We start from the raw sequence: 22,129 nt of genomic DNA, 5'->3' as shown, positions 1-22,129 counted from the left end.
CTCGCAGCCGGCTCCCGCAGTGGCCGCTTCACTCGCGTGGCAGAGTTTCCGCCATGAGTACAAGCACCACACTGCACGTCGTCACCGTCTTCCTCGGCGACGGAGGTACCGGCGGCAACGAACTCGGCGTCTTCCTCGAAGCGCCGGGACTGCCCCAGGACAGCCGCCAGCGGATCGCCGCCGATCTCGGGTTCGCCGAGACGGTCTTCGTCGAGGACCCCGCCGCAGGGCGGGTGCACATCCACACCCCAGCCGTCGAGCTGCCGCTGGCCGGACACCCCCTGGTCGGTACCGCGTGGCTGCTGGCCCGGGAGGGCGCGCCGGTGGCGGCCCTCGAACCGCCCGCCGGAGCCGTGCCCACCTGGTCCGACGGCGAGCGCGTGTGGATCCGGGCCGATCCCGGACTGGCCCCTGTGTTCGACACCCGGCAGCTCGCCTCACCCGCCGCCGTCGACGCGCTGACCGGCGGCGAGGAGGGCGTCGACCTGCACGTGTGGGCCTGGCAGGACGAGGAGGCGGGCAGCGTGCGCGTGCGGGTGTTCCCCGACGCGATGGGCATCGCCGAGGACGAGGCCACCGGCGCCGCGGCGCTGCGGCTGGGCGGGCTGCTCGGCCGCCCGCTGACGGTGCACCAGGGCACCGGCTCGCGCATCGACGTGCGGCCCGGAGCAGGCGGCACCGTCGAGATCGGCGGCCGCGTCGCCCTGCTGGCCACTCGCGAGTACCGGCTGTCTTAGCTAGCGCCACGGCGGGCACGGCGGCGGTAGGCTGCCGCCGCTGTGCCCAGCATCAGCAGTCCGGCACCGGCGAGGGCGGCGAGCAGGGCCGGGCGGTCCCCGGATGCGGCGCCGCCGCCGCCCGTCTGCGGCGCGCCCCGGGGTGTCGGCGTGAGGGGCCCGCGCACGACGGTCACCTCGCCGGAGACCGTCTCGGCGGAACCGCCGCCGGTGCATGCGCCGTGTACGCGGTAGACGCCCGGGGAGGTGCCCGGCGCCACCACGACCGGCACGCTGCCGAAGGTGTTGACCAGCTCGGCCGAAGGGACGCCGGAGAACGCGCGCGAGGTGAACTCCACTTGCTCGGCCGGTCCCTCGCAGGAGGAGCGCAGCGTGATGGAGTCGCCGGGGGCCGCTGTCGCGGGGGTGATCTCGATCGAGGTGGCGGCCGCCGCGGGGGCGGTCGTGAGGGCGAGCGCGCTCGCTGCGAGACCGGCCCTCACCAGGAACTGCATGTCGTCTCCTCTTGCCGCACGTCGGATACCCGAACGATGCCACACACGGTGACGAGCGGTTGCGCACCGTATGTGTATCGGCGGGTCGCCTCGTTCGCGGGAGCCGAGGTCTCGCGGCCGGGTGGTGAAGGGGCGGTGCTCCGGTCCTATCCTCGAACCGGGGCGAGTCTGCGCACAGGACGAGGTGGACGATGTCGGCGACGCGGTTGCTGGTGCTGGGTGTGGTGCGCGCCTCCCAACGAGCGCACGGGTACCAGGTCCGGCGCGAGTTGCTGCTCTGGGAAACCGAGCAATGGGCCAACATCAAGCCCGGGTCGGTCTACCACGCGCTGCGCCAACTGCTGAAGAACGGGATGCTGCGCAGCGCCGGGGTGGAAGAGAGCGGCGAAGGGCCCGAGCGCACGCTGTTCGAGCTGACCGAAGCCGGCGAGGACGAGTTCATCCGGCTGCTGAGCAAGGCGCTCTCGGACGCCTCGGTCAAGCCCGAGTTCTTCGGCGCCGGGATTACGTTTCTGACCTGCCAGCCGCGCGGGCGGGCGATCTCGCTGCTGCGTTTCCGCCTCTCCCGGCTGGAGGGCGAGCAGCAGAGCCTCAGATCGATGCTGGAGCACGGGTCCGGCGGGGGCAAGCCGGAGCACGTGTGGGAGCTGTTCCGGTCCTGGCAGGTGCTGGCCGACGCGACGATCGCCTTCACGCGCGAGCTGGTCGAGCGCCTGGAGAGCGGTGCCTACACCATGTCCGACGAGGGCGCCGCCTTCGGAAGCCCCGAGTGGCGTGAGGCGCCGTCGGGCTAGGGTTCTCCGGTTCGGTGCCGCACGGGCACTGCTAATCAAGTTTGACTACCGTATGGCCGCGGTCTCATGATGATTGGGTGATCAAACTTGACTACCGCAACCTCATCCATAAACGGGGGACCTGTGATCCACACCCGTGAACTCGCCCGGACCTTCCAGGTCAAGGGCGGCACCGTCGAAGCCGTGCGCGGGATCGACCTCGACGTGGAGGCGGGTGAACTGATCGCCTTCCTCGGGCCCAACGGCGCAGGTAAATCCACCAGCCTGCGCATGCTCACCACACTGCTGTTGCCGACGTCCGGAAGCGCCACCGTCGCCGGCTTCGACGTGGTCGCCGATCCGCACGGGGTGCGCCGGCGGATCGGCTACGTCGGACAGGGCCACAGCGCCGGTCCCGGGCAGCGTGTCGCCGAGGAGCTGGTCAACCAGGGCCGCCTGTACGGGCTGGGCAAGGACCAAGCGCAGGCGCGCGCCGCCGAGCTGCTGGCCGATCTGGAGCTTCAGGGCCTGGAAAAGCGCGAGACCAGCCGACTCTCCGGCGGGCAGCAGCGGCGGCTGGACATCGCCATGGGCCTGATCCACCGGCCCGAACTGCTCTTTCTGGACGAGCCCTCCACCGGCTTGGACCCGCACAGCCGCGCCAACCTGTGGGAGCACCTCGCCCGGCTGCGCGAGGTCTACGGCACTACCATCCTGTTCTCCACCCACTATCTGGACGAAGCCGACACCACGGCCGAGCGGGTGATTGTCGTCGACCACGGTTCGATCATCGCCGACGGCACTCCGGACGAGCTCAAGGGCAAGGTCTCCGGAGACCTGGTGAGCCTGGAGACCGCGTCGGAGCAGGACGCCCGCGCGGCCGCGCAGGCCGTCGAGGCGGTCTCCTCGGCGCACTCGGTGGACGTCGCCGAGGCGACCGTGCGGATGCGCGTGGACCGCGGCGACGCGGTGCTCCCCGAGGTGCTGCGCGCCTTGGATGCCCGGGGGCAGGAACTGCGCACCGTGCAGGTGCAGCGGCCTTCGCTCGACGACGTCTTCCTCACCCTGACCGGACGCAGCCTGCGCGAGGCGGACCGGTGAGCGCGCCGTCGACCCCTCCGGCGCGCGCCCACGCCCCCCACGCGTCTGACGGCCGGAAAGGAATCCCGACCATGTCCCTCCTCCGCGACACCTGGCTGGTCTTCCTGCGCCAGTTGAACCCCACGCTGCACAGCCCCGTCACGAGCCTGGTATTTAGCATGTTGCAGCCCGTGCTCTACCTGGCTCTGTTCGCCCCGCTGCTTTCCGGGGTGCCGGGCGGGTTCGGCGAGGACTCCATGCAGTGGTTCGTGCCCGGGGTGCTGGCCATGCTCGCCCTGTTCGGCACCGCCTTCGCGGGTTTCGGGCTGCTGCCGGAACTGCGGGGCGGCTCCTACGAACGGCTGCTCGCCGCACCCGTCAGCCGGGTGGCCCTCCTCCTGGGCCGCGTGCTGCGCGACATCGCCCTCCTGCTGGCCCAAGCGGTGGTGATCCTGCTGGTCGTCCTGCCGTTCGGGCTCCAGGTCTCCCCGGTGGGTGCGGCCGCCGGGCTGCTGGTGCTGCTCGTCATGGGCACCGGGCTGGGCACGCTGTCGTACATGCTGGCGATGTCGGTGAAGCAGGAGTTCCACTTCCCGGCGATCCTGCAGACGGTGACGATGCCGCTGATTCTGCTGTCCGGGATTCTGCTGCCCATGGAACTGGCGCCGACCTGGCTGTACGTCCTCTCCCGGATCAACCCGCTGAGCCACGTCGTCGACGCCCAGCGGGCCTTGTTCGTCGGTGACTTCGGCGATCCGTCGGTGCTGATCGGCTCGGCCGTGGCGGTGGCGATCGCCGTGATCGCGCTGTTCCTGGGAACCCGGCTGATGCGCCGCCTGGCCGCCTGAGCGCGGTCCGTACCCGCCCGACCCGCCACCGCGCCCCCGGCAGCGTCCGCTCCCGGGGGCGTTCTCGCCCGCGCGTGCAGGAGGCGGCCGAACACTGGCGCGGGACAGCGTTAGTGGCTAACATGTTATCGACTAATACGTTAGCGACTAACACGTCGGCGTCGGAAGTCTCGGATGGGGCGGTCATGGCCGAGGACTGGCGGGAGCGCAAGAAGGCGCGCACCCGCGGCGTCATCCAGCGCGAGGCGCTGCGGCTCTTCGCCGAGCAGGGCTACGACGCGACCACCGTCACCCGGATCGCGGAGGCCGCCGGGGTCTCGCACACCACCTTCTTCCGCTACTTCCCCACCAAGGAGGACGTCGTGCTCGGTGACGAGTACGACCCCCTGCTGGAGGCGGCGCTGCGCAACCGGCCCGAGTCTGAGGACCTGGTGGAGCGGGTGCAACGGGCGGTGGGGGAGGGCCTGGGCGTCGTCTACGCCGCCGACCGCGACGCGCTGCTCGCCCGGGTGCGCCTGCTGCTCAGCGCACCGGCACTGCGCGCCCGGCTCTGGGAGGACCTGCAGGACACCCAGGTGCTCCTGGAGCGGGCGCTGGCCGGCACCGACGACCCCGCAGAGGTGCCGATGCGGGTGCGCGTCGTCTCCGCAGCGTGCCTGGCGGTGCTCACCACCGCCATCACCACCTGGGGGCGCGAGGACGGCGCGCGGGACCTGCCCGCGCTCATCGACGAGGCGTTCACCGAGCTGCGCGGCGAACTCACCTGAGGCGGGCCGGGCAGGGCCCGGCGGGAGAGGCGAACCGACATGCACGAGCGCGTGATCGACGTCGAGGACCTGCGGGTGCGCTACCGCGGAGCCCGCACCGACGCCGTGGCGGGGATGACCTTCGGCGTCGCCCCCGGCGAGGTGTTCGGGTTCCTGGGGCCCAGCGGCGCGGGCAAATCGACCGTGCAGCGCGTGCTCACCCGCCTGCTGCGGGGCCACGGCGGCCGCGCGGCGGTGTTCGGCCGCGAGCTGCACGCCTGGGGCGCCGACTACTACGAGCGCATCGGGGTCGGCTTCGAGCTGCCCGCCGCCTTCGGCAAGCTCACCGCCGCCGAGAACCTCGCCGCATTCGCCGGGCTGTACCGGCGCCCGGCGCGGCCGGTGCGCGAACTGCTGGAGCTGGTGGAGCTGGGCGCGGCCGCCGACCGGCGCGTCGACGGCTTCTCCAAGGGCATGCGCATGCGGCTCAACCTCGCGCGTGCGCTGCTCAACCGGCCCGAGCTGCTGTTCCTGGACGAACCCACCGGCGGGCAGGACCCGGTCCGCGCCGCCGCGCTGCGCGAGGTCGTCCGCGAGCAGGCCCGGCAGGGCACGACGGTCTTCGTGACCACCCACGACATGACCACCGCCGACCGGCTGTGCGACCGCGTCGCATTCGTGGTCGGCGGGCGGATCGCGGCGGTGGACACGCCGCGCTCCTTCAAGCTGCGCTACGGGCGCCCCGGCGTGCGCGTGGAGTACCGGGTCGGCGGACGCCTGGACGAGCGGGAACTGCCGCTGGACACCCTGGCCGCCGACACCGAGTTGGCCGGGCTGCTCGCCCGTGGCGCGGTGGAGACCGTGCACACCCGCGAGGCGTCGCTGGACGACGTGTTCGCCACGGTCACCCGGGCCCGGTTGTGATCCCGGTCGGGGCGCCGGCGCGCGCCGCGGCCGCACTGGCCCTGGAGTGGCGGGTCGAGCGCCGCCACGGGGTGCCCGCCGCCGCGCTGGCGCTGGCGTTGCTGTGGAGCGCGGTTCTCGCCGCCGTCCCCGCGCCGTGGGCGCCCACGGTCGCCGTCTACCTGCTGGTGGTCGACACGGCGGGCTTCGGCGTGCTGTTCGCGGTGGTGCTGGTGCTGTACGAGCGGGGCCAAGGCGTCCGCGCGGCGCTGGCGGTGGCGCCGCTGCGTCCGGCCGAGTATGTCGGCGCCAAGCTGGCCGTCCTGACCGTCCTCGCTGTGGCGCTCGCCGCGCCGCTGACCCTCGTCGCCGCGCGGGGGCGGCCCGCGCTGGGGGTAGCGGGGCTGCCGCCGGTGCTGCTGGGGGTCGCGCTGCTGTCGCTGCTGCTGGTGGGGCTGGCACTGGCGGCTTGCGGAGGAGGGGGCGGGCTGCGGGTCCTCTTCACCCGGTTGCCGCTGGTGGCGCCGCTGGTGCTGGCGCCGGTCGCGCACATCTCGGGGGCGCTGGACACTCCGCTGCTGTACCTGGTGCCCACGACGGGCGCGGCGGAATGGACCCGGGCCGGGCTGCTGCCGCAGGACGCGCCGGGGCCGTGGGTTTTGGCCGCGGCGGCGGTGTACCTGCTGGCGTGGACGGCGGCCGCGGCCGCGCTCGCCTGCCGGGCGGTGGGGCCGGATGTGGCGGAGAGGCCTCCGGATCAAGTGTGTGCGCTTGGGCCGGAGCCGGGGGGCCGCCCGCTTGCCGATGCCGCGGGGCCGGGTGCGGTTGCCGCGGGCGCGGGGGTGGCCGCGGTCGGCACCGGAGCGGAGCGGGCGGCCGGAACGGCGCGGCGGCGCGGCTCCGGCGCCGCGGCATGGCGGCGGGGCGGGCCCTGGCTCGGGCCGGCCCGCATCGACCTGCGGGGGACGTGGCGGGACCCCATGCTGGCCGCCATGCTGCTGGGCCCGGTCGTGCCGGCACTGGGGCTGCGGTGGGGCTATCCGCCGGTGCGCGGGTTCCTCGCCGACCGCTACGGGTTCGACCTCGACCCGGTCGGCCCGGTGCTGCTCGCGGCGCTGGTGGTGCTGCACGTGCCGCTGATGATCGGGGCGATCGGCGCGCTGCGCACGCTGGACGACGCCGACGACGGCACGCTTGCGGTGCTGCGGGTGTCGCCTCTGGGCCTGAACCGCTACCTCGCCTACCGGTCGGCCGCGGCCGCGGCCGTCTCGGCGGCGGGTCTGGCCGCGGCGGTGCCGTTGTCCGGGCTCGCCGCGTACGTGTCTGCGGAGGACCTGCCCGCCCTGGCCGCGGCGCTGGTGCTCGCGGCACTTCAGGCGCCGCTGCTCGTGCTGGGCGCCGCCGCGTTCGCCGCCTCCAGGGTCGAGGCCCTGGTACTGGTCAAGACCGCCGGTGCGGTGTTCACGCTGCTCCCGGTCGCGGTGTGGTGGCTGCCCGCGTGGAGTCAGTGGATCTTCGCGCCCGTCCCGCTGTTCTGGCCGGTCGCGGTGCTGCCGGGCTACAGCGCCGCTCCCTGGCCGGTGGGCCTGGCGGCGGGTGCCGCGCCGGCGGCGCTCGCCGGCGCCGCACTGCTCCGGCGCACGCGGGCACGGCTGGAACGCAGCGGTTGAGTGTGCCGGGGCGCCCCCGAACAAACTCGGCGCGCCGTCGCCCAACCTCCCAACCACCCCCGCACCGGTCGGCTTGTCACAACCGCAGCGGGCGCCACGGGTGCGGGCTGGAGAGCACCATCGTGCTGGAGGGGCGGCCGTGTTCGGCGAGGCGGTCGATGACCTGCTCGAAGTGGGCCATGGAGGCCACGGATATCAGCAGCACACAGCAGTCGTCGCCGGTGACCCGGTGCAGTTGCAGGATCTCGGGCAGGTCCGGTGCCGACGCGTCGCGCAGCAGGCACCCCGGGCCGAAGCACGCCATACGTACCAGGGCGGTCACCGGCAGTCCGGCGGCCGCCGGGTCGACGTGGGCGTGGTAGCCGGTGATCACGCCGCCCTCCTGCAGCCGCCGCACCCGGTCGGCGACAGCGGGCGCGGAGAGGTTCACCCGGCGCGACAGCTCGTTGTAGGAGAGCCGGGCGTCCTCCTGCAGTTCGGTGAGGATGAGCCGGTCGACGGCGTCGAGCACGGCGGCCTCCTGTTCGTCGTCCGGCGGTTCCCGCGACACGCAGAGTCATGCTTTTCGGATCGAAAACCATAGCGCCGGGTCTCTTTTTCGAATGCTAAGCGATGGCAGTGAATCGGCATATAGCGCCTCTTCAAACGGCGGTGCCGGTTGCCGCATGCTGAAGACGATCACCGGTCCCTACCGATCCCTGCGATGCCGGTCCGACGGCGCGCGCACCGGTGATCCCACGAGCGACCCGCAGCCGGAGAAGGTGGATCACGATGGCGACGACCGCGCCCTACGAGCACGGGCGCTCCGCGGCCCGCGACGGGGCCGCGGAGCACGACGGCGGCCCGGCGGCGTGTCCGGTGCTCGGCGCCGACGAGGCCGCCGCCTACACCGACTACGTGCACACCGAGACGCTGCTGAGCCTGCAGCGCCCGCGCACCGGCGAACCGGCCGAGCTGTCCTTCATCATCACCACGCAGGTCATGGAGCTGCTGTTCACCTTGATCCGCAGCCACTGGGAGCACGCCCGCGACGCGCTGGAGGCCGACGCCCCCGCCGCCGCCGTAGCGGCGCTGCGCCGCGGAACCGGCGCCCAAGACGTGCTCGCCGAGTCGTGGGGGCTGCTGGCGACGCTCACGCCGGCCGAGTTCGACCGGTTCCGCGACGCGCTGGGAGTCGCGTCGGGTGTGCAGTCGGCCGCCTACCGCCGGTTGGAGTTCCTGATCGGCAACAAGTCGGCGGGGATGGCGCGCGCCCACCGCGACCAGCCCGCCGCGCGCACCGCCCTGGAGCAGACCCTGGCCGAGCCCGGACTCTACGACGCCGCGCTGCGGCTGCTGCACCGGCGCGGGCTGCCCGTTCCCGCGTCGGCGGTGGAACGTGACTGGCGCCGCCCGTACACGCCCGACGCCGGGGTGCGACGTGCCTGGGGCGAGGTCTACGCCGACGAGCGGCCCGGCAACGAGCTGTTGCAGCTTGCCGAGGCGCTGATGGACACCGCCGAACGCGTCACCCGCTGGCGCCACCGGCACCTGATGGCCGTCAAGCGTGCCATGGGCGCCAAGCCGGGTACGGGAGGATCCAGCGGGCTGGACTGGCTCGCGCGCAACGCCGAGCAGGACGTGTTCCCCGAGCTGTGGTGGCTGCGGACCGGCGTGTGAGGCGACGACCACGGGAAGGCTCGACGAGATGACATCCACCACACGCGCCGACTGCGTCCGCCGCGACGAGAAGGACCCGCTGGCCGGTTTCCGGTCGGAGTTCCTGCTGCCCGAGGGCCTCGTCTACCTGGACGGCAACTCGCTCGGCGCGCTGCCCGCGGCCGCCCCGGGCCGTATCGCAAAGACCGTCGAGCGCGAATGGGGCGAGCGGCTCGTCGCCAGCTGGAACGAGGCCGGGTGGTGGGACAAGCCGCGCACCCTCGGTGCGCAGGTGGCGCCGCTGGTCGGTGCCGCGCCGCACGAGGTGGTCGTCGGCGACGGCACCTCGGCCAACCTGTTCAAGGCGCTGGTGGCGGCGCTGCGGCTGAACCCGGAACGCCCTGTCGTGCTGGGGGAGTCGGGCAATTTCCCCACCGACCTGTACGTGACCGAGGGCGTGGCGGAGATCATGGGCGCGGTGGAACGCCGCGTCGACCCGGACAACCCCGCGGCGCTGTCGGGCGCTCTCGCGGCAGGTGACATCGCCGTCCTACTGCTCAGCCACGTCGACTACCGCACCGGCACCCTGAGGGACATGGCGCGGATCACCCGTCTGGCCCACACCAACGGGGCACTGGTGGTGTGGGACCTGTGCCACAGCGCGGGCGCCGTCCCGGTCGAGCTGGCGGCCTGCGGCGCGGACTTCGCGGTGGGCTGCACCTACAAGTACCTCAACGCCGGACCGGGGGCGCCCTCCTTCAGCTTCGTGGCCGAGCGCCACCACGCGGTCGCGCGCCAGCCCATCACCGGCTGGCACGGCCACGCGCGTCCCTTCGACTTCTCCGCCGAGTACGCGCCGGCCGAGGGGGCGAGCCGGTTTCTCAGCGGGTCGCAGCCGGTGGTGGCCGCCGCCGCGCTGGAGGCGTCGCTGGAAGTGTGGCAACGTGTCGACCTGGGCCTGCTCCGGAAGAAGAGCCTCGCCCTGACGGAGCTGTTCATCGAGCTCACCGAGACGGCGGGGCTGGAGCTGGTGACACCGCGCGAGCCGGAGCGGCGCGGTAGCCAGGTGTCGCTGCGCCATCCCGAGGGCTATGCGATGGTCCAGGCGCTCATCGAGCGCGGCGTGGTGGGCGACTTCCGCGCTCCCGACGTCCTGCGCTTCGGATTCGCGCCGCTCTACCTGAGCTATGCCGACGTCTTCGACGCGGCCGCGGCGCTGGTGGAGGTGGTGCGCAGCGGGGAGTGGCATGACCCGCGCTTTGCGGTATCCCGAACCGTGACCTGAGCCACGAACCGCCGCTGTGTTCGGCTACCGCTCCCCGGCGCCCGCCAAACTGTGACGGGCGCCACAGTCATGGATGTTTAAAGCGTCGAGAACCCGCATGGGCAGGGATTTCGTTACGTATACACCGATGTCGGAGTGCTCCTGATCTGCGGCTTTACGTCGCGACTTGTGGCATTTGACTTTTTCGTGGGCTACAGTCCTTCGTGATCGGTTCGTGACCTGGTCCTTACCTCCAGGTGCGCTGCCGATACCGAGCCCCGGGCTCCAACCCTGGGGAGGAGAGGCCCCCGAACCTCTTGCGGGCTGGGCCGCGCATCCAGCGCCTGCCCCGGCACGCCGCCCCCGAGGCGGCCGGCGAACCCGCCGCTCCTGGCCATCCAGACAGGAGCCCCGTTCAGGCAAACTTCCCGGCTTCGGCCGCCCCTGCCATCGGCGTGCCCGAAGCCCGCTTCCCCCTGCCTGAATCGGCCTCGCTCGGTCCCGCTCACCGACCTGGGTATCTATTCATGAGTTCTGACGATCCTGTGCAGTACGGCGAAGTCACAGCCTCCTACTTCTGGGACACCGGTACCAGCATCAACGGCGACACCGGCGCTCCCGCCTCCGGCAAACCCATGCAGAAGGGCATGGCGGCCAGCCCGAGCTGGCCGCTCGGCACCGAGGGCTACGTGGAGTACAACGGCAAGAAGGCCGAGTTCTTCATCGGCGACCGCGGCCCCGGACACCCCGCCGAGAACTGCGACATCCTCCTCGACCTCGACGGGAAGACGTTCGCCGAGCTCGTCGGCGAAAGCTGGAACGAGGGCAGCCGCACGGTGACCGGCGGCCAGGGCCACATCGACATCGAGTACTACGTCACCGAATGGGGCGACGGCCACGGCGAGTCCGGTCCCCCCGAGCCGATGAGCGGCTCCGAGGTCTGCGACGGCAAGGCCGTGCAGCCCGTTCCGGCCTCCGCGAAGGACGGCGGGGACGAGAAGAAGCAGGAGCAGGACGACGGCTCCCAGCAGGCGTCCGCCCAGAAGTCGACGGACGACGGGAAGTCGACGGACGACGAGAACTCCACGGACGGCGAGGGCTCCGGAAACGCCGAGAAGTCCGGGGACGAGAACGGGCAGGGCGAAGAAGGCGGAGACGGCGAGTCCTCCCAGGACGAGTCCGATGAGAAGGACTCGCAGGAGTCCGGCTCCCAGCAGGCCGACGGTTCGCAGTCCGCGGACGAACAGGACGCCGCCGGTTCCGGCGGCGGCGACCAGGGCGGCTCCGAACAGGGCCTGAACGCCGAGACCGCGGCCAACGACGTCTCCGGCATCTCGCTGGTGGGCAACGACACGCCCGTGGCCGCCGGAGTGCTGACCCTGGCCATCCTGCCCGCGCTGCTGGTGGCCTTCCTCTTCGCCCGCCGCCGCCACAATGTCGACTACGCGAGCGAGGGCGGACGCCACCGCGCCCAGTCGCTGCTCAGCGGCGAGGCCCTGCGCGACGCCGTGCAGAACGTGCGCGCCTCGCTCCCCGGCGCCTGGAGCGACACCAAGCAGGCCGCCGGCGACTACTGGCGCCGCGCCTCCCGCGCCGCGCGGCGCGGAAACCGCCGCCGGGGCTGACAAGGCCGGCACCGCCGACGGCGACCGGCACCGACCGCGCCCTCGCCCGAGCGGGCGGGGGCGCGGTCGGTGCATCAGGCCCTCACATGTCGCCGATCAGCCTCGCCGGGCGCTCCACGCAGTCGGCGATGAAGCGCAGGAACGCGCCGGCCTCCGCGCCGTCGCAGACCCGGTGGTCGAAGGCCAGGGTCAGCTCGGTCACCGGACGCACCGCGAGCTCCTCGCCGACGACCCACGGCCGGTCGACGATGCGCCCCATCCCCGCGATCGCCGACTCGGGGTGGTTGATGACGGCGGCTGCTCCGTCGACACCGAAGACACCGTAGTTGTTGACCGTGAACGTGCCGCTGCTCAGCCGGGCCGGAGGCAGCGTGCCCGCGCGGGCCTGCTCGGTGAGCGCCCCCAGCTCCGCCGAGAGTTGCCGGGTGGTCAGCGCGTGGGCCGCACCTACGACCGGGACGACCAGACCGCGGGCGGTCTGCGCGGCGAAGCCCAGCTCGACACCCGGCGGACGCAGGAGCTCCTCGCTTTCCGGGTCGAACCGGGAATTCAGTGCGGGGAAGCGGTCGAGACCCACGACGCAGAAGCGGGCCAGCAGGGCGAGCAGGCTCACCGGGCGCTCGGGGTCGGCCTCGTTGAGCGCCGTCCGCAGCTCCAGCAGTCCGGTGGCGTCGGCGTCCACCCACACGGTGGCCTCGGGGATCTCCCGCCGGGAGCGGGCCATCCGCCGGGCCATCTCGCGGTGCGGCGCGGACAGGGCGACCCGCTCCGCGCCGGCGGGGGAGCGGTCGGGGGCCGGCGCGGGCGCCGCGGCGGGCACCGGTTCCGCGCTCTGCGGCCGGAGGGCGCCGCCGCCGTTGGCTCCGGTGCGGGCGCGGGGCACGAGCGGGTCGGCCGCCGCGGACGGCGCGGCGGCGACGGCCGCCTCCACGTCCCGGCGCAGTACGAGGCCGCCTTCACCGCTGCCGGTGAGCGAAGCGGCGTCGATCCCGTGTTCGCGGGCGACGCGGCGCACCAGCGGCGAGATCACCGGCGCCCGCTGCCCGCGCGGGCCGCCGGGGCGCGGGGGAGGCTCCGCCGACGCCGTTGTCCGCGGAGCCTCCCCCGTGGCGTCCCGCCGCGGGGGGCGGCGGCGGGACGGGCCTTCGGGGCGGGTGCCGTAGCCCACCAGCACGGCGCCGGAGCCGGTTGCGCCGCCGCCGTCGGGGGCGCCGGGTACCGACCCGCCGGTCGCCTCCGCGTCCGGTCCGGATCGGACGGGGCCGTCGGGCGCGGCGGGTGCTTGCGGCTCGGCGGGTGCCTCGGGCGGGTCCCCGACGTGCGTGTGGACGCTGACCAGCGGTGAACCGACGGCGACGGTCTCGCCGGGCGCCCCGTGCAGTTCGGCCACGGTCCCGCCGAACGGGCAGGGCACCTGCACCGCCGCCTTGGCGGTCTCGACCTCGGCCACCGGCTGATCGACGGCCACGGCATCGCCCACCGCGACCAGCCACTCCACGATCTCGGCCGCCGTCAGCCCTTCGCCGAGGTCGGGCAGCAGGAAGCGGCGCACCTCCCCGTCCTGAGCCCCGCTCATGCCCCCACCTCCGCGCGCGGCCGCCCGGCCCGCTCCGGTTCGGGCACCCAGGAGGACTCCCACTGCAGCCGGTCGATCGCGGCGAGGATCCGGTCGGTTCCGGGCAGGTGGTACTCCTCCAGGTGCGGCGGCGGGTAGGGGATGTCCAACCCGCACACCCGCAGCACCGGCGCCTCCAGGTAGTGGAAGCACTGCTCGGTGAGGCGGGCGGCCACCTCGGCGCCGTAGCCGGCGAACTCGGGAGCCTCGTGGACGACGACCGCGCGCCCCGTGCGGCGCACCGAGGCCGCCACTGCGGCGTCGTCGAAGGGGGAGAGGCTGCGCAGGTCGATCACCTCGGCCTCGTGCCCTTCCTCGGCCGCCGCCTCGGCGGCCAGCAGCGCGGTGTCGACCGTGGGACCGTAGGCGATGAGGGTCAGGTCGGCTCCCTCGCGGCGGACGGTGGCGCGGTCCAGCGCGGCCGTGCGCGCCGGCAGCTGCACGTCCTCGGTGGCCCAGTAGCGGCGCTTGGGCTCCAGGAAGACGACCGGATCGGGCGATTCCACCGCCTCGCGCAGCATCGAGTAGCCGTCGGCCGCGGTCGCGGGGGTGACGACCCGCAGTCCCGGCGTGTGCGCGTAGTAGGTCTCCGAGGAGTCGCCGTGGTGCTCGACCGCGCCGATGCCGCCGCCGTAGGGGATGCGGATCACCAAGGGGAGTTCCACGCGCCCGCTGGTGCGGTTGCGCATCTTGGCGATGTGCGACACCACCTGCTGGAAGGCGGGGTAGGCGAACGCGTCGAACTGCATCTCCACCACCGGGCGGCGGCCGTACATCGCCATGCCTACCGCGGTGCCCGCGATGCCCGACTCGGCCAGCGGGGAGTCGAAGCAGCGGTCCTCGCCGAACTCGGCGCTGAGCCCGTCGGTCACCCGGAACACCCCGCCCAGGGCTCCGACGTCCTCGCCGTAGACCACCACATCGGGGTCGGCGGCCATCGCGTCGCGCAGCGCCTGGTTGAGAGCCTGGCCGAGGCTGTAGCGCGCCATGTCAGCGGCCTCCGTTTCCGTCGCGTGAGCGCTCGGCGTGTGCCGCGACCTCGCGCACAGCGGCGCGCTGGCGGCGCAGGGCCGCCGTCGGCTCGGCGTAGACGTGGGCGAACAGTTCGTCGGGGGAGCGGTGCGGGGGCTGGGCGAGCCGCTCGCGCACCGATGCGGCGAGCCGGTCGGCCCGGTCGTCGAACTCGGCCTTTCCGGCGTCGTCGAGCAGCCCTTCGCTGCGCAGCAGCGCCTCCAGGCGGGCGAGCGGATCGCGGCGCCGCCAGTGCTCCACCTCGGCGTCCTCGCGGTAGCGCTGCGGGGCGTCGGAGTTGGTGTGCGGCTCGATCCGGTAGGTGCGGGCCTCGACCAGGGCCGGGCCGCCCCCGGCGCGGGCCTCGGCCAGTGCCCGGGAGACGACCGCGTTCACGGCGGCGGCGTCGTTGCCGTCGACGTGGTAGCCGCGCATGCCGTAGCCCACGGCCTTGTGCGCGAGGGTGGGTGCCGCGGTCTGCTTGTGCAGCGGCACGCTGATGGCCCACTGGTTGTTCTGGATCAGAAAGACGACCGGCGCGTTCCAGACGGCGGCGAAGTTGTAGGCCTCGTGCGCGTCGCCCTCGCTGGTCGCGCCATCGCCCATCAGCACCAGCGCGGCGGTGTCGGCGCCCTTGCGGCGGGCGGCGTAGGTCAGTCCGACGGCGTGGGAGGCGTTGGTGGCCAGCGGCGTGCACTGCGGCGCGCAGCGGTGCGCCCGCGGGTCGTAGCCGCAGTGCCAGTCGCCGCGCAGCAGCGTGAGCACCTCGACCGGATCCACGCCCCGGGTGACCAGTGAGACGCAGTCGCGGTAGGTGGGGAACAGCCAGTCGCGCTCGGCCAGCGCCAGTACCCCGCCGACCTGGCAGGCCTCCTGGCCGCGGCTGGAAGGGTAAACGGCGAGCCGGCCCTGCTTTGCCAGCGCGCCGGCCTGGTCGTCGAAGCGGCGGCCGACGACCATCGCGCGCAGCAGGGCGAGCAGCGTGTCGGGACCGGGCGGGGCGAACCCGGCGCCGGCGGACTCCGGGGCTCGGCGCCCCTCGTGGTCGATCAACCGGATGGGCTCCAAGGAGGGCAGAAAGGGAGCCGCAACGGGTGGCGCGTCGCTGGTCGTCATGGTCTGAATATGCGACCGGATACCGCATAATGTCCATGAACTGCCGCGCAAAGTAGACAGATGGCTAGTCAACGGGGTTCAATGACCGGATCCGTCTCAGAGTGCGGGTACTCCGTCGGTGTGAGGTGAGACACATGGCAGCGGCCCTCGACGACGTCGACCACGCCATCATCGAGCTGCTGCGCGCCGACGGCCGCATGTCCATCCGCGCGGTGGCCGCGCAGGCGCACATCTCCCGCGCCAACGCCTACGCGCGGCTGGACCGGCTGCGCGGCCAAGGCGTCATCCGCGGGTTCACCGCCGTCATCGACCACGAGAAGTACGGCAAGGGGCTGGCCGCCTACGTCTCGGTGCGCATCGAGCAGCATTCGTGGGAGCGCTTCCGCGACTATCTGCGCGACATCCCCGAGGTCGACCACGCCGCGCTGGTCTCCGGAGACGTCGACCTGCTGCTGCTCGTGCGGGTCGCCGACGCGGCCGCCCTGCGCACGTTCGTGCTGGAGCGGCTGCAGCGGATCCCCGAGGTCCGCAGCACCCAGACCATGTTCATCCTGGACGAGCCCACCCTGCAGGGGCCGCGCTGAGCCCGCCGCCGCGCGTGCCGCCGGATGCGGCGCGCGTCACCGCGTCAGGGCGTCAGGGGCGGTCCAGCCAGAAGAAGTGCGGTTCGAAGTTGCCCTGCTCGCCCCAAAGCATCACCACGAGGCGGCCGCCGTCGATCCAGAAGCCGCCGCCCTTGTGGGGGCCGCAGCCGGCCCCGGTGTTCATCCAGCCGTCGTAGCCGCCCTTGTTGTTGGTGCGGAATATCTCGAAGGCCCACCTGCAGGCGTTGTCGGAGGTGGTGACCGACGCCGTCCGGCTGCCCGCCTCGATGACCAGGTCGTAGCTGCGCTGAGTCCCGTTGGGGAAGGTGCCGTGGCCCACCCAGCGTCCGGCGAACTCCGCGGAGAAGGTCACCTTGTCCTCCTCGGACTCGCCCGAGCCCCCTTCCGCCCCGTCCTCCTGCGGTGCGGATTCCGAGGGCTCCATGGAGGGCGTTTCCGCGGCCGAGACGTCGGCCTGGGCCTCGGCGGCCGCGGACGGGCTCTGCTGCGGGCTCGGTGAGGCACCGGAGGTCGGAGAGGGCGCTCCGGTGACCGAGGGCGCCGCGGCCACCGGGTCCTGGTTCTGCGGCGCGACGTCCTGGTCTGCCGATGGCGTGTCGGGGCTGCGCGCCGCCCAAGCCGCGTAGCCGCCGGCGCCGACGACCAGCAGCAGCGCGAGTGCCGCGCCGGTGACGGCCAGCCGCTTGCGTGCCGGGCTTCTGCGGTCGCCGCTTTCCCCGGCTTCCCCGCCTGCCGCGGCCGTGTCGGCCTTCGCGGGCGCAGCCGCGGATCGGGCGGGGATTCCGTCCGCGGCGGGCTGCGCTGCGGAGCGTGCGCCGCCGGGCGCGTCGCCGCCCGCCTCGACGTGCGCATCGGGTGCGGGGTCGCCGGGGCCGGAGGCGTGCGGCTCCTCGGCGGCCCCGGAGTCGCGCCTGCCCAGCAGCCGCATCAGCAGTTCGGCCGAGCTCGGGCGCCGGCCCGGGTCCTTGGCCAGGCACTGCTCGACCACCGACCGCCAGGGCTCCTCCACGCTCTGCAGGTCGGGCGTGGCCGACATGACCTGGTGGATGACGGCCGGGATCGAGTCTCCGGAGAAGGGGGCCCGCCCGGTGGCCGCGAACACCATTACCGCGCCCCACGCGAAGACGTCGACGGCCTGGCTCACCGCCTCGCCCGCGATCTGCTCCGGTGCCATGAAACCGGGCGTGCCGATCACCGACTGCGTCTGCGTTCCCGTCACATCGCCGGTCTGGGCGATGCCGAAGTCGATGACGCGCGGCCCCTGGTTCGCCATGAGCACATTGGCGGGCTTGAAGTCGCGGTGCACGATGCCCGCCTCGTGCACCGCCACCAGCGCGGTGGCCGTCGCCACCGCCAGCCGGTGCAGCTCGGCCCCCGAAGTCGGGCCTTGGCGCTCGACCGCCTCCTTGAGCGACGGGCCGTGCACGTACTCGCTGACGATGTAGGGCTGGGCGACCTCGAAGGAGGCGTCGAGCACCTGTGCCGTACAGAAGGAGGCCACCTGCCGGGCCGCCCGCGCCTCGCGCTCGAACCTGCGGCGGAAACCGGGGTCCTCGGCCCACTCGGCACTGAGCACCTTGACCGCGACCTCGGTGCCGTCGGGCGCGGTCCCCAGGTAGACGACTCCCTGACCGCCCTGGCCGAGCCTCCCGGTCAGCCGGTAACCGCCGACACTCGCGGGATCGCCTGCGTGCAATGGCCGGCCTGCCGGCATCCGTCCCCCTTGTCGCTGCTTCCACGTTCCCCGCCAGCGGTGCGCACCGCCCCGCCACGGTAGCGGCCGTGCGCACCCCGGCCGCTCGGCCGCAGGCCGCGGCACCTGGCCGGACCCGGCCCCGCCGCTGAGCGGCCGCGATGCGTAGGACGCGGGATACGCCGATCCGGTTCAGCGGGAAAGCGGGCGTTATGGGAACGATGCAGCGGTTCGCCGACAAAGGAGCTGGGTGTGCATGCAGCCTGCATGCTAGTGTGGTGTCATGGGCGAGACGAACGTAGTCCAGATCCGGGGTGTCCCTGCCGAGGCCGTGGAGACTCTCAAAGCTCGGGCAGCGGAAAGGGGCCAGTCGCTGGCTGCCTATCTGCGTGACTTGATCATCGAAGAGGCATCCCTTCCGGATCCGGCGGAGACCATGGCGCGGCTCTCGGAAGACGAGCCGATCGCATACACGATCGAAGACTTGCGCGACTTCACGGCCGACGGCCGCCGATGAGCATGGTCGTCGACTGTTCCATCGTCATCAGGTTGCTTGCGGCCCGCCGGGAAGACGATCTGCTGCGTCGTCGTTTGGCGCGCAGAGTGCACGCTCCCGCGCTCGTCGACGCGGAGGTTTCCAGCGTGGTGCGGGGCTTGTCCATCACCAGCAAGCCCGGGGTGCGGATCACCCCGGAACGGGCGGAACGGATGCTCGTCCGGTACCAGGCGTTGCGCATTACGCGTCACGCGATGGCTCCCCTGCAATCTCGTGCGTACGCGCTGCGCAACAACTTCACGGCCTATGACGCCATGTACGTAGCACTCGCCGAAGCGTTGGACCTTCCCCTGCTGACCGACGACGCGAAATTCGCCAAGGCGGTCGGTCACAATGCGCGGATCATCCACTATCCGCGCGATGAGTGAGGAGCCTCACCCCACGATCGGCCGCTCCTCGGGCAGGTCGTAGCGGCGGACTCGGCCGCGCAGGGCCGGGACCGAGGACAGGGTGGCGCGCGGCGATCGGGCCTGGTCCGCCCGCCGCTCGGCAGGCCACAAGGCCGCCCAGCGGGCCCGAGCCGTCCCGCCGACGACCGAAGACATCGGACTCACTCGTTTAGGGTGGGCGATCGGCACCAGCCGCCGTGCGGCGCGGGGCGGAACACCGATCGCCGGGGCGACGCGCCCGGCCGAGCCGCCCGCCGCCTTCGAACGGGACGCCGCGGGACGAATCAAACCACGGCCGGGTGACGCCCGGTCGGGGGAGGTGCCCGGCGCGGCGCCGGGCAACCGGTATGGGCGCCGACGCCCCGGGTAGAGGGCGTGTACCGGCGCCCGTAGCACCGCAAACAGGCTGTCCGTCCGAGTCGCGGGCGATCCGCTGTGGCGCCGAGGACGCAGTCACCGAGACCCACTAGGAGGGAACCGACCGATGCCTGGACGGTACGGGGGACAGGACCGCCGCCACGGCCAAGGACGCCCCGAGCGGCGCGGCGGCGGTCCGGGCGGCGGCGGAGGGCGCCGCGATCAGCCCGAGATCCGCGGCCGCCGCGACGACGCCCGGCTGGCCGAGGAGCTGCGCAAGATGGACGGCTCCTCCTACGGCCGCTACAAGTCCCTCACCGGCGACTGGACCTTCCCCGACTTCACGCTGACCGTGGAGCGGGTGCAGTCCGACCCCTTCGCCCCGCCGTCCCGCGTCTCCGTCCGCATCCCCGCCGACGTCGCCGAACTGCCGGACGCCGCCTGGCACAGCCCGGTGCGCCGCCGCGCCACCGCCGACTACCTGGTGCGCCGCGCCTACCGCGCGCTCAAGGGTGCCCGGCTGCGCATCGACGCCGGCGGCCAGGAGGTCCTGGACCGCGCCGCCTGCCAGATCCGCGACGGCGAGGTACTGCTGCGGCTGGGTATCGAGATGCCCGGCCACGGCCGCCGCATCGACGGTCGCACCGCCGAGCGCGAACTGTGCGAGCGGCTGCCCGACATGGTCGACTCGCTGCGCTGGCCGGAACTGGACACCGCCGAGGCCACCGCCTTCGCCGACACCGTCGAGGACACCTGTGCGCTGCGCGACCGGTTGGCCGAACGGGGCCTGGTGGCGTTCGTCGCCGACGGCTCGGTGCTGCCGCGCCGCAGCGGCGTCAGCGACCTGCCCATGCAGGGCACCGCGGTCCCGTTCCGCTCCCCGGAGAGCCTGCGCTACTCCGTGGAACTGCCCCACGCCGGCGAGGTCGAGGGCCTGGGCATCCCCGAGGGCATCACCCTCATCGTCGGCGGCGGCTTCCACGGCAAGTCCACCCTGCTGCACGCCCTGGAGCGCGGCGTCTACGACCACGTGCCCGGCGACGGGCGCGAGCTGGTGGTCTCCCGAGCCGACGCGGTCAAGATCCGCGCCGAGGAGGGGCGCCAGGTCGAGCGCACCGACATCAGCGCGTTCGTGCGCAACCTGCCCACCGGCGCGGACACCGCCGACTTCTCCACGGAGAACGCCTCCGGATCCACCTCGCAGGCCGCCAATATCGCCGAGGCGCTGGAGGCCGGCTCACACGCCCTGCTCATCGACGAGGACACCACGGCCACCAACCTGATGATCCGCGACGCCAGGATGCAGCGGCTGGTGCACGGCGACCGCGAGCCGCTGACCCCCTTCGTCGATTTGATCCGCCCGCTGCGCCGCGACCACGGGGTTTCGACGGTGCTCGTGATGGGCGGCAGCGGCGACTACTTCGACGTCGCCGACCAGGTGATCATGCTCGACGGGTACCGCCCCTACGACGTCACCGAGCAGGCCCGCGAGCTGGCGTCGGCCCGCACCGACGCCGACTTCCCCGCGCCCGCCCGCCGGGTGGTCGACGCGCGCTCGGTGGACGCCACCGCGCGCGGCCGCTCCCGCATCAAGCGCCGGGACATGGACGTGCTCACCTTCGGCGAGAACGACGTCGACGTGCGCAACCTCGCGCAGCTGGTCGATCCCGGCCAGATCATCGGTGTGGGACTGGCCATGCGGCTGCTGTCCGAGGACGGCCTGCTCGGCGGCGACAGGACGCTCGGCGAGGCGCTGGACGCCCTGGAGGAGCGGCTGGGCGACGACGGAGTGACGGCGCTGGGTCGCGGCTACGCGGGCGACTACGTGCTCCCGCGGCGCCACGAGATCGCCGGGGCCTTGAACCGGTTGCGCAGCCTGCGGGTGCTGCGTTCGCACTGACCCCCGCTCCGCCCGCGGAGGCGGCGCTGCGGCGCTCGACTATTGTGGACGGCGCATCCGTCCGCGCGTGATACCGCCGCGCGTTCCTGCCACCCCGTGTGCGAATGGAGACACTTCCAGGTGCGTGACCACGCTGACCTCTACCAGCTCCGCCCCGGCGCAGACGAGACCGCCGGGGCGGTGCTGCTAGTCGTTCTCGACGGGTTCATGGACGCCGGTACGGTCGGTCGCCAGGCCGCCGACGCGCTGTTCGCCGCGTCCGACGCCGAGGAGATCGCCGTCTTCGACGTCGACCGGCTGCTCGACTACCGCTCCCGTCGGCCCATGATGACCTTCGTCGAGAACGCCTTCACCGAATACACCCCGCCCAACCTGACCCTCTACCGGCTCCGCGACGGCGAGGGCACCCCGTTCCTGCTGCTGCACGGACTCGAACCCGACCACGAGTGGGAGGCGTTCGCGGAGGCGGTGCGCGAGCTGATCGAGCGGTTCTCGGTCACCCTCACCGTCGGCGTCCACGGCATCCCGATGGCGGTGCCGCACACCCGGCCCACGACCGCTACCGCCCACGCCACCCGCGCCGAGCTGGTGTCGGGGCACACGCCCTGGATCGGCCGGGTCAACGTCCCCGCGGGCGCGGCCGCCCTGCTGGAGTACCGGCTGGGCGAGGCCGGCCACGACGCGGTGGGCTATGCGGTGCACGTGCCCAGCTACCTCTCCCAATCGGAGTACCCGCGGGCCGCCATCGCCGCTCTGGAGTTCGTCGCCGGTGCCACCGGGCTGGCGCTGCCGGGCGAGAGTCTGGAGGAGACCGCCCAGCAGACCGATGCGGAGATCGAGCAGCAGGTGCAGGCGTCCGAGGAGGTGCAGCGCGTGGTCGCCAACCTGGAGCAGCAGTACGACGACTTCATGACCGCCCGCGAGAACGCCGGCGAGGAGGGGGTCCAACGGCCCCTCTTCGGTGATGACGCCACCGATCTGCCCACCGCCGACGAGCTCGGCGCGGAACTGGAGCGCTACCTCGCCGACCGCGAGCGCGGCGACGGCTGAGACCGCCGCACCACGGCGCCGCCCGCGTCCGACAGGCACCCGGCGCACGCGGGTCCCGA

22 protein-coding genes are annotated in these 22,129 nt (G+C 73.0%); 15 read left to right on the top strand and 7 right to left on the bottom strand.

What is annotated here, in order from left to right:
• The first annotated feature begins 53 nt into the window (after window positions 1–53).
• Entirely contained in the window at window positions 54–737 is a 684-nt protein-coding gene (locus tag EKD16_RS16615) for a PhzF family phenazine biosynthesis protein (protein ID WP_131099220.1), read from the top strand.
• Here EKD16_RS16615 and EKD16_RS16610 read toward each other — a convergent pair.
• Window positions 734–1,231 (bottom strand): hypothetical protein, encoded by a 498-nt coding sequence (locus EKD16_RS16610; RefSeq protein ID WP_131099219.1) that lies wholly within the window; start codon window positions 1,229–1,231, stop codon window positions 734–736. The genes EKD16_RS16615 and EKD16_RS16610 overlap by 4 nt on opposite strands.
• Window positions 1,232–1,422: 191 nt before the next feature.
• Between EKD16_RS16610 and EKD16_RS16605 the strand changes: the two genes are divergently transcribed.
• The 6 genes from EKD16_RS16605 (at window position 1,423) to EKD16_RS16580 (ending at window position 7,251) form a co-directional block, all read left to right on the top strand.
• A complete protein-coding gene (locus tag EKD16_RS16605) occupies window positions 1,423–2,025 on the top strand; it encodes a PadR family transcriptional regulator (RefSeq protein WP_131099218.1) in 603 nt (200 codons plus the stop codon).
• 123 nt (window positions 2,026–2,148) lie between these two features.
• Window positions 2,149–3,105 carry an ATP-binding cassette domain-containing protein gene (locus EKD16_RS16600; protein WP_131099217.1) on the top strand — a complete coding sequence of 319 codons (957 nt, stop codon included), beginning with the start codon at window positions 2,149–2,151 and terminating at the stop codon, window positions 3,103–3,105.
• 71 nt (window positions 3,106–3,176) lie between these two features.
• Window positions 3,177–3,932, top strand: coding sequence for an ABC transporter permease (locus tag EKD16_RS16595; RefSeq protein ID WP_131099216.1), 756 nt, complete (start codon window positions 3,177–3,179; stop codon window positions 3,930–3,932).
• Between the two features lie 185 nt (window positions 3,933–4,117).
• The gene (locus EKD16_RS16590) at window positions 4,118–4,699 is read left to right on the top strand and encodes a TetR family transcriptional regulator (protein ID WP_131099215.1); all 582 of its coding nucleotides are present in this window, start codon (window positions 4,118–4,120) and stop codon (window positions 4,697–4,699) included.
• A gap of 39 nt (window positions 4,700–4,738) precedes the next feature.
• The gene (locus EKD16_RS16585; RefSeq protein ID WP_131099214.1) at window positions 4,739–5,602 is read left to right on the top strand and encodes an ABC transporter ATP-binding protein; all 864 of its coding nucleotides are present in this window, start codon (window positions 4,739–4,741) and stop codon (window positions 5,600–5,602) included.
• A complete protein-coding gene (locus EKD16_RS16580) occupies window positions 5,599–7,251 on the top strand; it encodes a fluoroquinolone export ABC transporter permease subunit (protein WP_165498585.1) in 1,653 nt (550 codons plus the stop codon). Before EKD16_RS16585 ends, EKD16_RS16580 begins: the two co-directional genes overlap by 4 nt.
• A 76-nt stretch (window positions 7,252–7,327) precedes the next feature.
• Here the strand turns inward: EKD16_RS16580 and EKD16_RS16575 are convergent, their stop codons facing one another.
• On the bottom strand, window positions 7,328–7,801 hold the full coding sequence (locus EKD16_RS16575; protein WP_242677010.1) for an Lrp/AsnC family transcriptional regulator: 474 nt from the start codon (window positions 7,799–7,801) through the stop codon (window positions 7,328–7,330).
• 221 nt (window positions 7,802–8,022) lie between these two features.
• Here EKD16_RS16575 and EKD16_RS16570 point away from each other — a divergent pair, with 221 nt between their 5' ends.
• From EKD16_RS16570 to EKD16_RS16560, 3 genes are all read left to right on the top strand, one after another.
• The gene (locus EKD16_RS16570) at window positions 8,023–8,910 is read left to right on the top strand and encodes a tryptophan 2,3-dioxygenase (protein WP_131099213.1); all 888 of its coding nucleotides are present in this window, start codon (window positions 8,023–8,025) and stop codon (window positions 8,908–8,910) included.
• Between the two features lie 28 nt (window positions 8,911–8,938).
• Window positions 8,939–10,174, top strand: a complete 1,236-nt coding sequence (gene kynU / locus EKD16_RS16565) for a kynureninase (protein ID WP_131099212.1) — start codon at window positions 8,939–8,941, stop codon at window positions 10,172–10,174.
• 506 nt (window positions 10,175–10,680) lie between these two features.
• Window positions 10,681–11,778, top strand: a complete 1,098-nt coding sequence (locus EKD16_RS16560) for a hypothetical protein (protein WP_131099211.1) — start codon at window positions 10,681–10,683, stop codon at window positions 11,776–11,778.
• 82 nt (window positions 11,779–11,860) lie between these two features.
• Here EKD16_RS16560 and EKD16_RS16555 read toward each other — a convergent pair whose 3' ends face one another.
• Genes EKD16_RS16555 through EKD16_RS16545 form a run of 3 tightly spaced genes read right to left on the bottom strand, consistent with a single transcriptional unit; the run spans window position 11,861 to window position 15,520 of the window.
• Window positions 11,861–13,354 (bottom strand): dihydrolipoamide acetyltransferase family protein, encoded by a 1,494-nt coding sequence (locus EKD16_RS16555; RefSeq protein WP_131099210.1) that lies wholly within the window; start codon window positions 13,352–13,354, stop codon window positions 11,861–11,863.
• The gene (locus EKD16_RS16550) at window positions 13,351–14,382 is read right to left on the bottom strand and encodes an alpha-ketoacid dehydrogenase subunit beta (RefSeq protein WP_131099209.1); all 1,032 of its coding nucleotides are present in this window, start codon (window positions 14,380–14,382) and stop codon (window positions 13,351–13,353) included. The genes EKD16_RS16555 and EKD16_RS16550 overlap by 4 nt, the downstream gene beginning before the upstream one ends.
• Before the next feature lies 1 nt (window position 14,383).
• Window positions 14,384–15,520 (bottom strand): thiamine pyrophosphate-dependent dehydrogenase E1 component subunit alpha, encoded by a 1,137-nt coding sequence (locus EKD16_RS16545; protein WP_131099208.1) that lies wholly within the window; start codon window positions 15,518–15,520, stop codon window positions 14,384–14,386.
• 134 nt (window positions 15,521–15,654) lie between these two features.
• On the opposite strand from EKD16_RS16545, the gene EKD16_RS16540 reads away from it, so the two are divergent.
• Window positions 15,655–16,104 carry an Lrp/AsnC family transcriptional regulator gene (locus EKD16_RS16540; protein WP_131099207.1) on the top strand — a complete coding sequence of 150 codons (450 nt, stop codon included), beginning with the start codon at window positions 15,655–15,657 and terminating at the stop codon, window positions 16,102–16,104.
• Between the two features lie 52 nt (window positions 16,105–16,156).
• Here EKD16_RS16540 and EKD16_RS25845 read toward each other — a convergent pair whose 3' ends face one another.
• Window positions 16,157–17,839 carry a serine/threonine protein kinase gene (locus EKD16_RS25845; RefSeq protein WP_207391323.1) on the bottom strand — a complete coding sequence of 561 codons (1,683 nt, stop codon included), beginning with the start codon at window positions 17,837–17,839 and terminating at the stop codon, window positions 16,157–16,159.
• 262 nt (window positions 17,840–18,101) lie between these two features.
• Here EKD16_RS25845 and EKD16_RS16530 point away from each other — a divergent pair, with 262 nt between their 5' ends.
• Together EKD16_RS16530 and EKD16_RS16525 are read left to right on the top strand one after the other, a co-directional pair.
• Window positions 18,102–18,335 carry a FitA-like ribbon-helix-helix domain-containing protein gene (locus EKD16_RS16530; RefSeq protein WP_131099206.1) on the top strand — a complete coding sequence of 78 codons (234 nt, stop codon included), beginning with the start codon at window positions 18,102–18,104 and terminating at the stop codon, window positions 18,333–18,335.
• Complete coding sequence (locus EKD16_RS16525; protein WP_131099205.1) at window positions 18,332–18,742, top strand: type II toxin-antitoxin system VapC family toxin; 411 nt, start codon at window positions 18,332–18,334, stop codon at window positions 18,740–18,742. Before EKD16_RS16530 ends, EKD16_RS16525 begins: the two co-directional genes overlap by 4 nt.
• Window positions 18,743–18,748: 6 nt before the next feature.
• Here the strand turns inward: EKD16_RS16525 and EKD16_RS16520 are convergent, their stop codons facing one another.
• Window positions 18,749–18,928, bottom strand: a complete 180-nt coding sequence (locus tag EKD16_RS16520) for a hypothetical protein (protein WP_131099204.1) — start codon at window positions 18,926–18,928, stop codon at window positions 18,749–18,751.
• A gap of 319 nt (window positions 18,929–19,247) precedes the next feature.
• Here EKD16_RS16520 and EKD16_RS16515 point away from each other — a divergent pair, with 319 nt between their 5' ends.
• Window positions 19,248–21,020: an ABC-ATPase domain-containing protein gene (locus EKD16_RS16515; protein WP_131099203.1), complete on the top strand. Its 1,773-nt coding sequence runs from the start codon at window positions 19,248–19,250 to the stop codon at window positions 21,018–21,020.
• 120 nt (window positions 21,021–21,140) lie between these two features.
• Window positions 21,141–22,070 (top strand): PAC2 family protein, encoded by a 930-nt coding sequence (locus EKD16_RS16510; protein WP_131099202.1) that lies wholly within the window; start codon window positions 21,141–21,143, stop codon window positions 22,068–22,070.
• Window positions 22,071–22,129 lie beyond the last annotated feature (59 nt).

This window comes from Streptomonospora litoralis, from assembly GCF_004323735.1.
Classification (GTDB): Bacteria; Actinomycetota; Actinomycetes; order Streptosporangiales; family Streptosporangiaceae; genus Streptomonospora; species Streptomonospora litoralis.
This window is presented reverse-complemented; position numbering and strand designations above follow the sequence as displayed.

Coding starts and splice junctions, on each gene's coding strand:
- EKD16_RS16615 (WP_131099220.1), top strand. CDS start 54: ATGAGTACAAGCACCACACTGCACGTCGTCACCGTCTTCCTCGGCGAC.
- EKD16_RS16610 (WP_131099219.1), bottom strand. CDS start 1,231: ATGCAGTTCCTGGTGAGGGCCGGTCTCGCAGCGAGCGCGCTCGCCCTC.
- EKD16_RS16605 (WP_131099218.1), top strand. CDS start 1,423: ATGTCGGCGACGCGGTTGCTGGTGCTGGGTGTGGTGCGCGCCTCCCAA.
- EKD16_RS16595 (WP_131099216.1), top strand. CDS start 3,177: ATGTCCCTCCTCCGCGACACCTGGCTGGTCTTCCTGCGCCAGTTGAAC.
- EKD16_RS16590 (WP_131099215.1), top strand. CDS start 4,118: ATGGCCGAGGACTGGCGGGAGCGCAAGAAGGCGCGCACCCGCGGCGTC.
- EKD16_RS16585 (WP_131099214.1), top strand. CDS start 4,739: ATGCACGAGCGCGTGATCGACGTCGAGGACCTGCGGGTGCGCTACCGC.
- EKD16_RS16570 (WP_131099213.1), top strand. CDS start 8,023: ATGGCGACGACCGCGCCCTACGAGCACGGGCGCTCCGCGGCCCGCGAC.
- kynU (WP_131099212.1), top strand. CDS start 8,939: ATGACATCCACCACACGCGCCGACTGCGTCCGCCGCGACGAGAAGGAC.
- EKD16_RS16560 (WP_131099211.1), top strand. CDS start 10,681: ATGAGTTCTGACGATCCTGTGCAGTACGGCGAAGTCACAGCCTCCTAC.
- EKD16_RS16555 (WP_131099210.1), bottom strand. CDS start 13,354: ATGAGCGGGGCTCAGGACGGGGAGGTGCGCCGCTTCCTGCTGCCCGAC.
- EKD16_RS16550 (WP_131099209.1), bottom strand. CDS start 14,382: ATGGCGCGCTACAGCCTCGGCCAGGCTCTCAACCAGGCGCTGCGCGAC.
- EKD16_RS16545 (WP_131099208.1), bottom strand. CDS start 15,520: ATGACGACCAGCGACGCGCCACCCGTTGCGGCTCCCTTTCTGCCCTCC.
- EKD16_RS16540 (WP_131099207.1), top strand. CDS start 15,655: ATGGCAGCGGCCCTCGACGACGTCGACCACGCCATCATCGAGCTGCTG.
- EKD16_RS25845 (WP_207391323.1), bottom strand. CDS start 17,839: ATGCCGGCAGGCCGGCCATTGCACGCAGGCGATCCCGCGAGTGTCGGC.
- EKD16_RS16530 (WP_131099206.1), top strand. CDS start 18,102: ATGGGCGAGACGAACGTAGTCCAGATCCGGGGTGTCCCTGCCGAGGCC.
- EKD16_RS16525 (WP_131099205.1), top strand. CDS start 18,332: ATGAGCATGGTCGTCGACTGTTCCATCGTCATCAGGTTGCTTGCGGCC.
- EKD16_RS16515 (WP_131099203.1), top strand. CDS start 19,248: ATGCCTGGACGGTACGGGGGACAGGACCGCCGCCACGGCCAAGGACGC.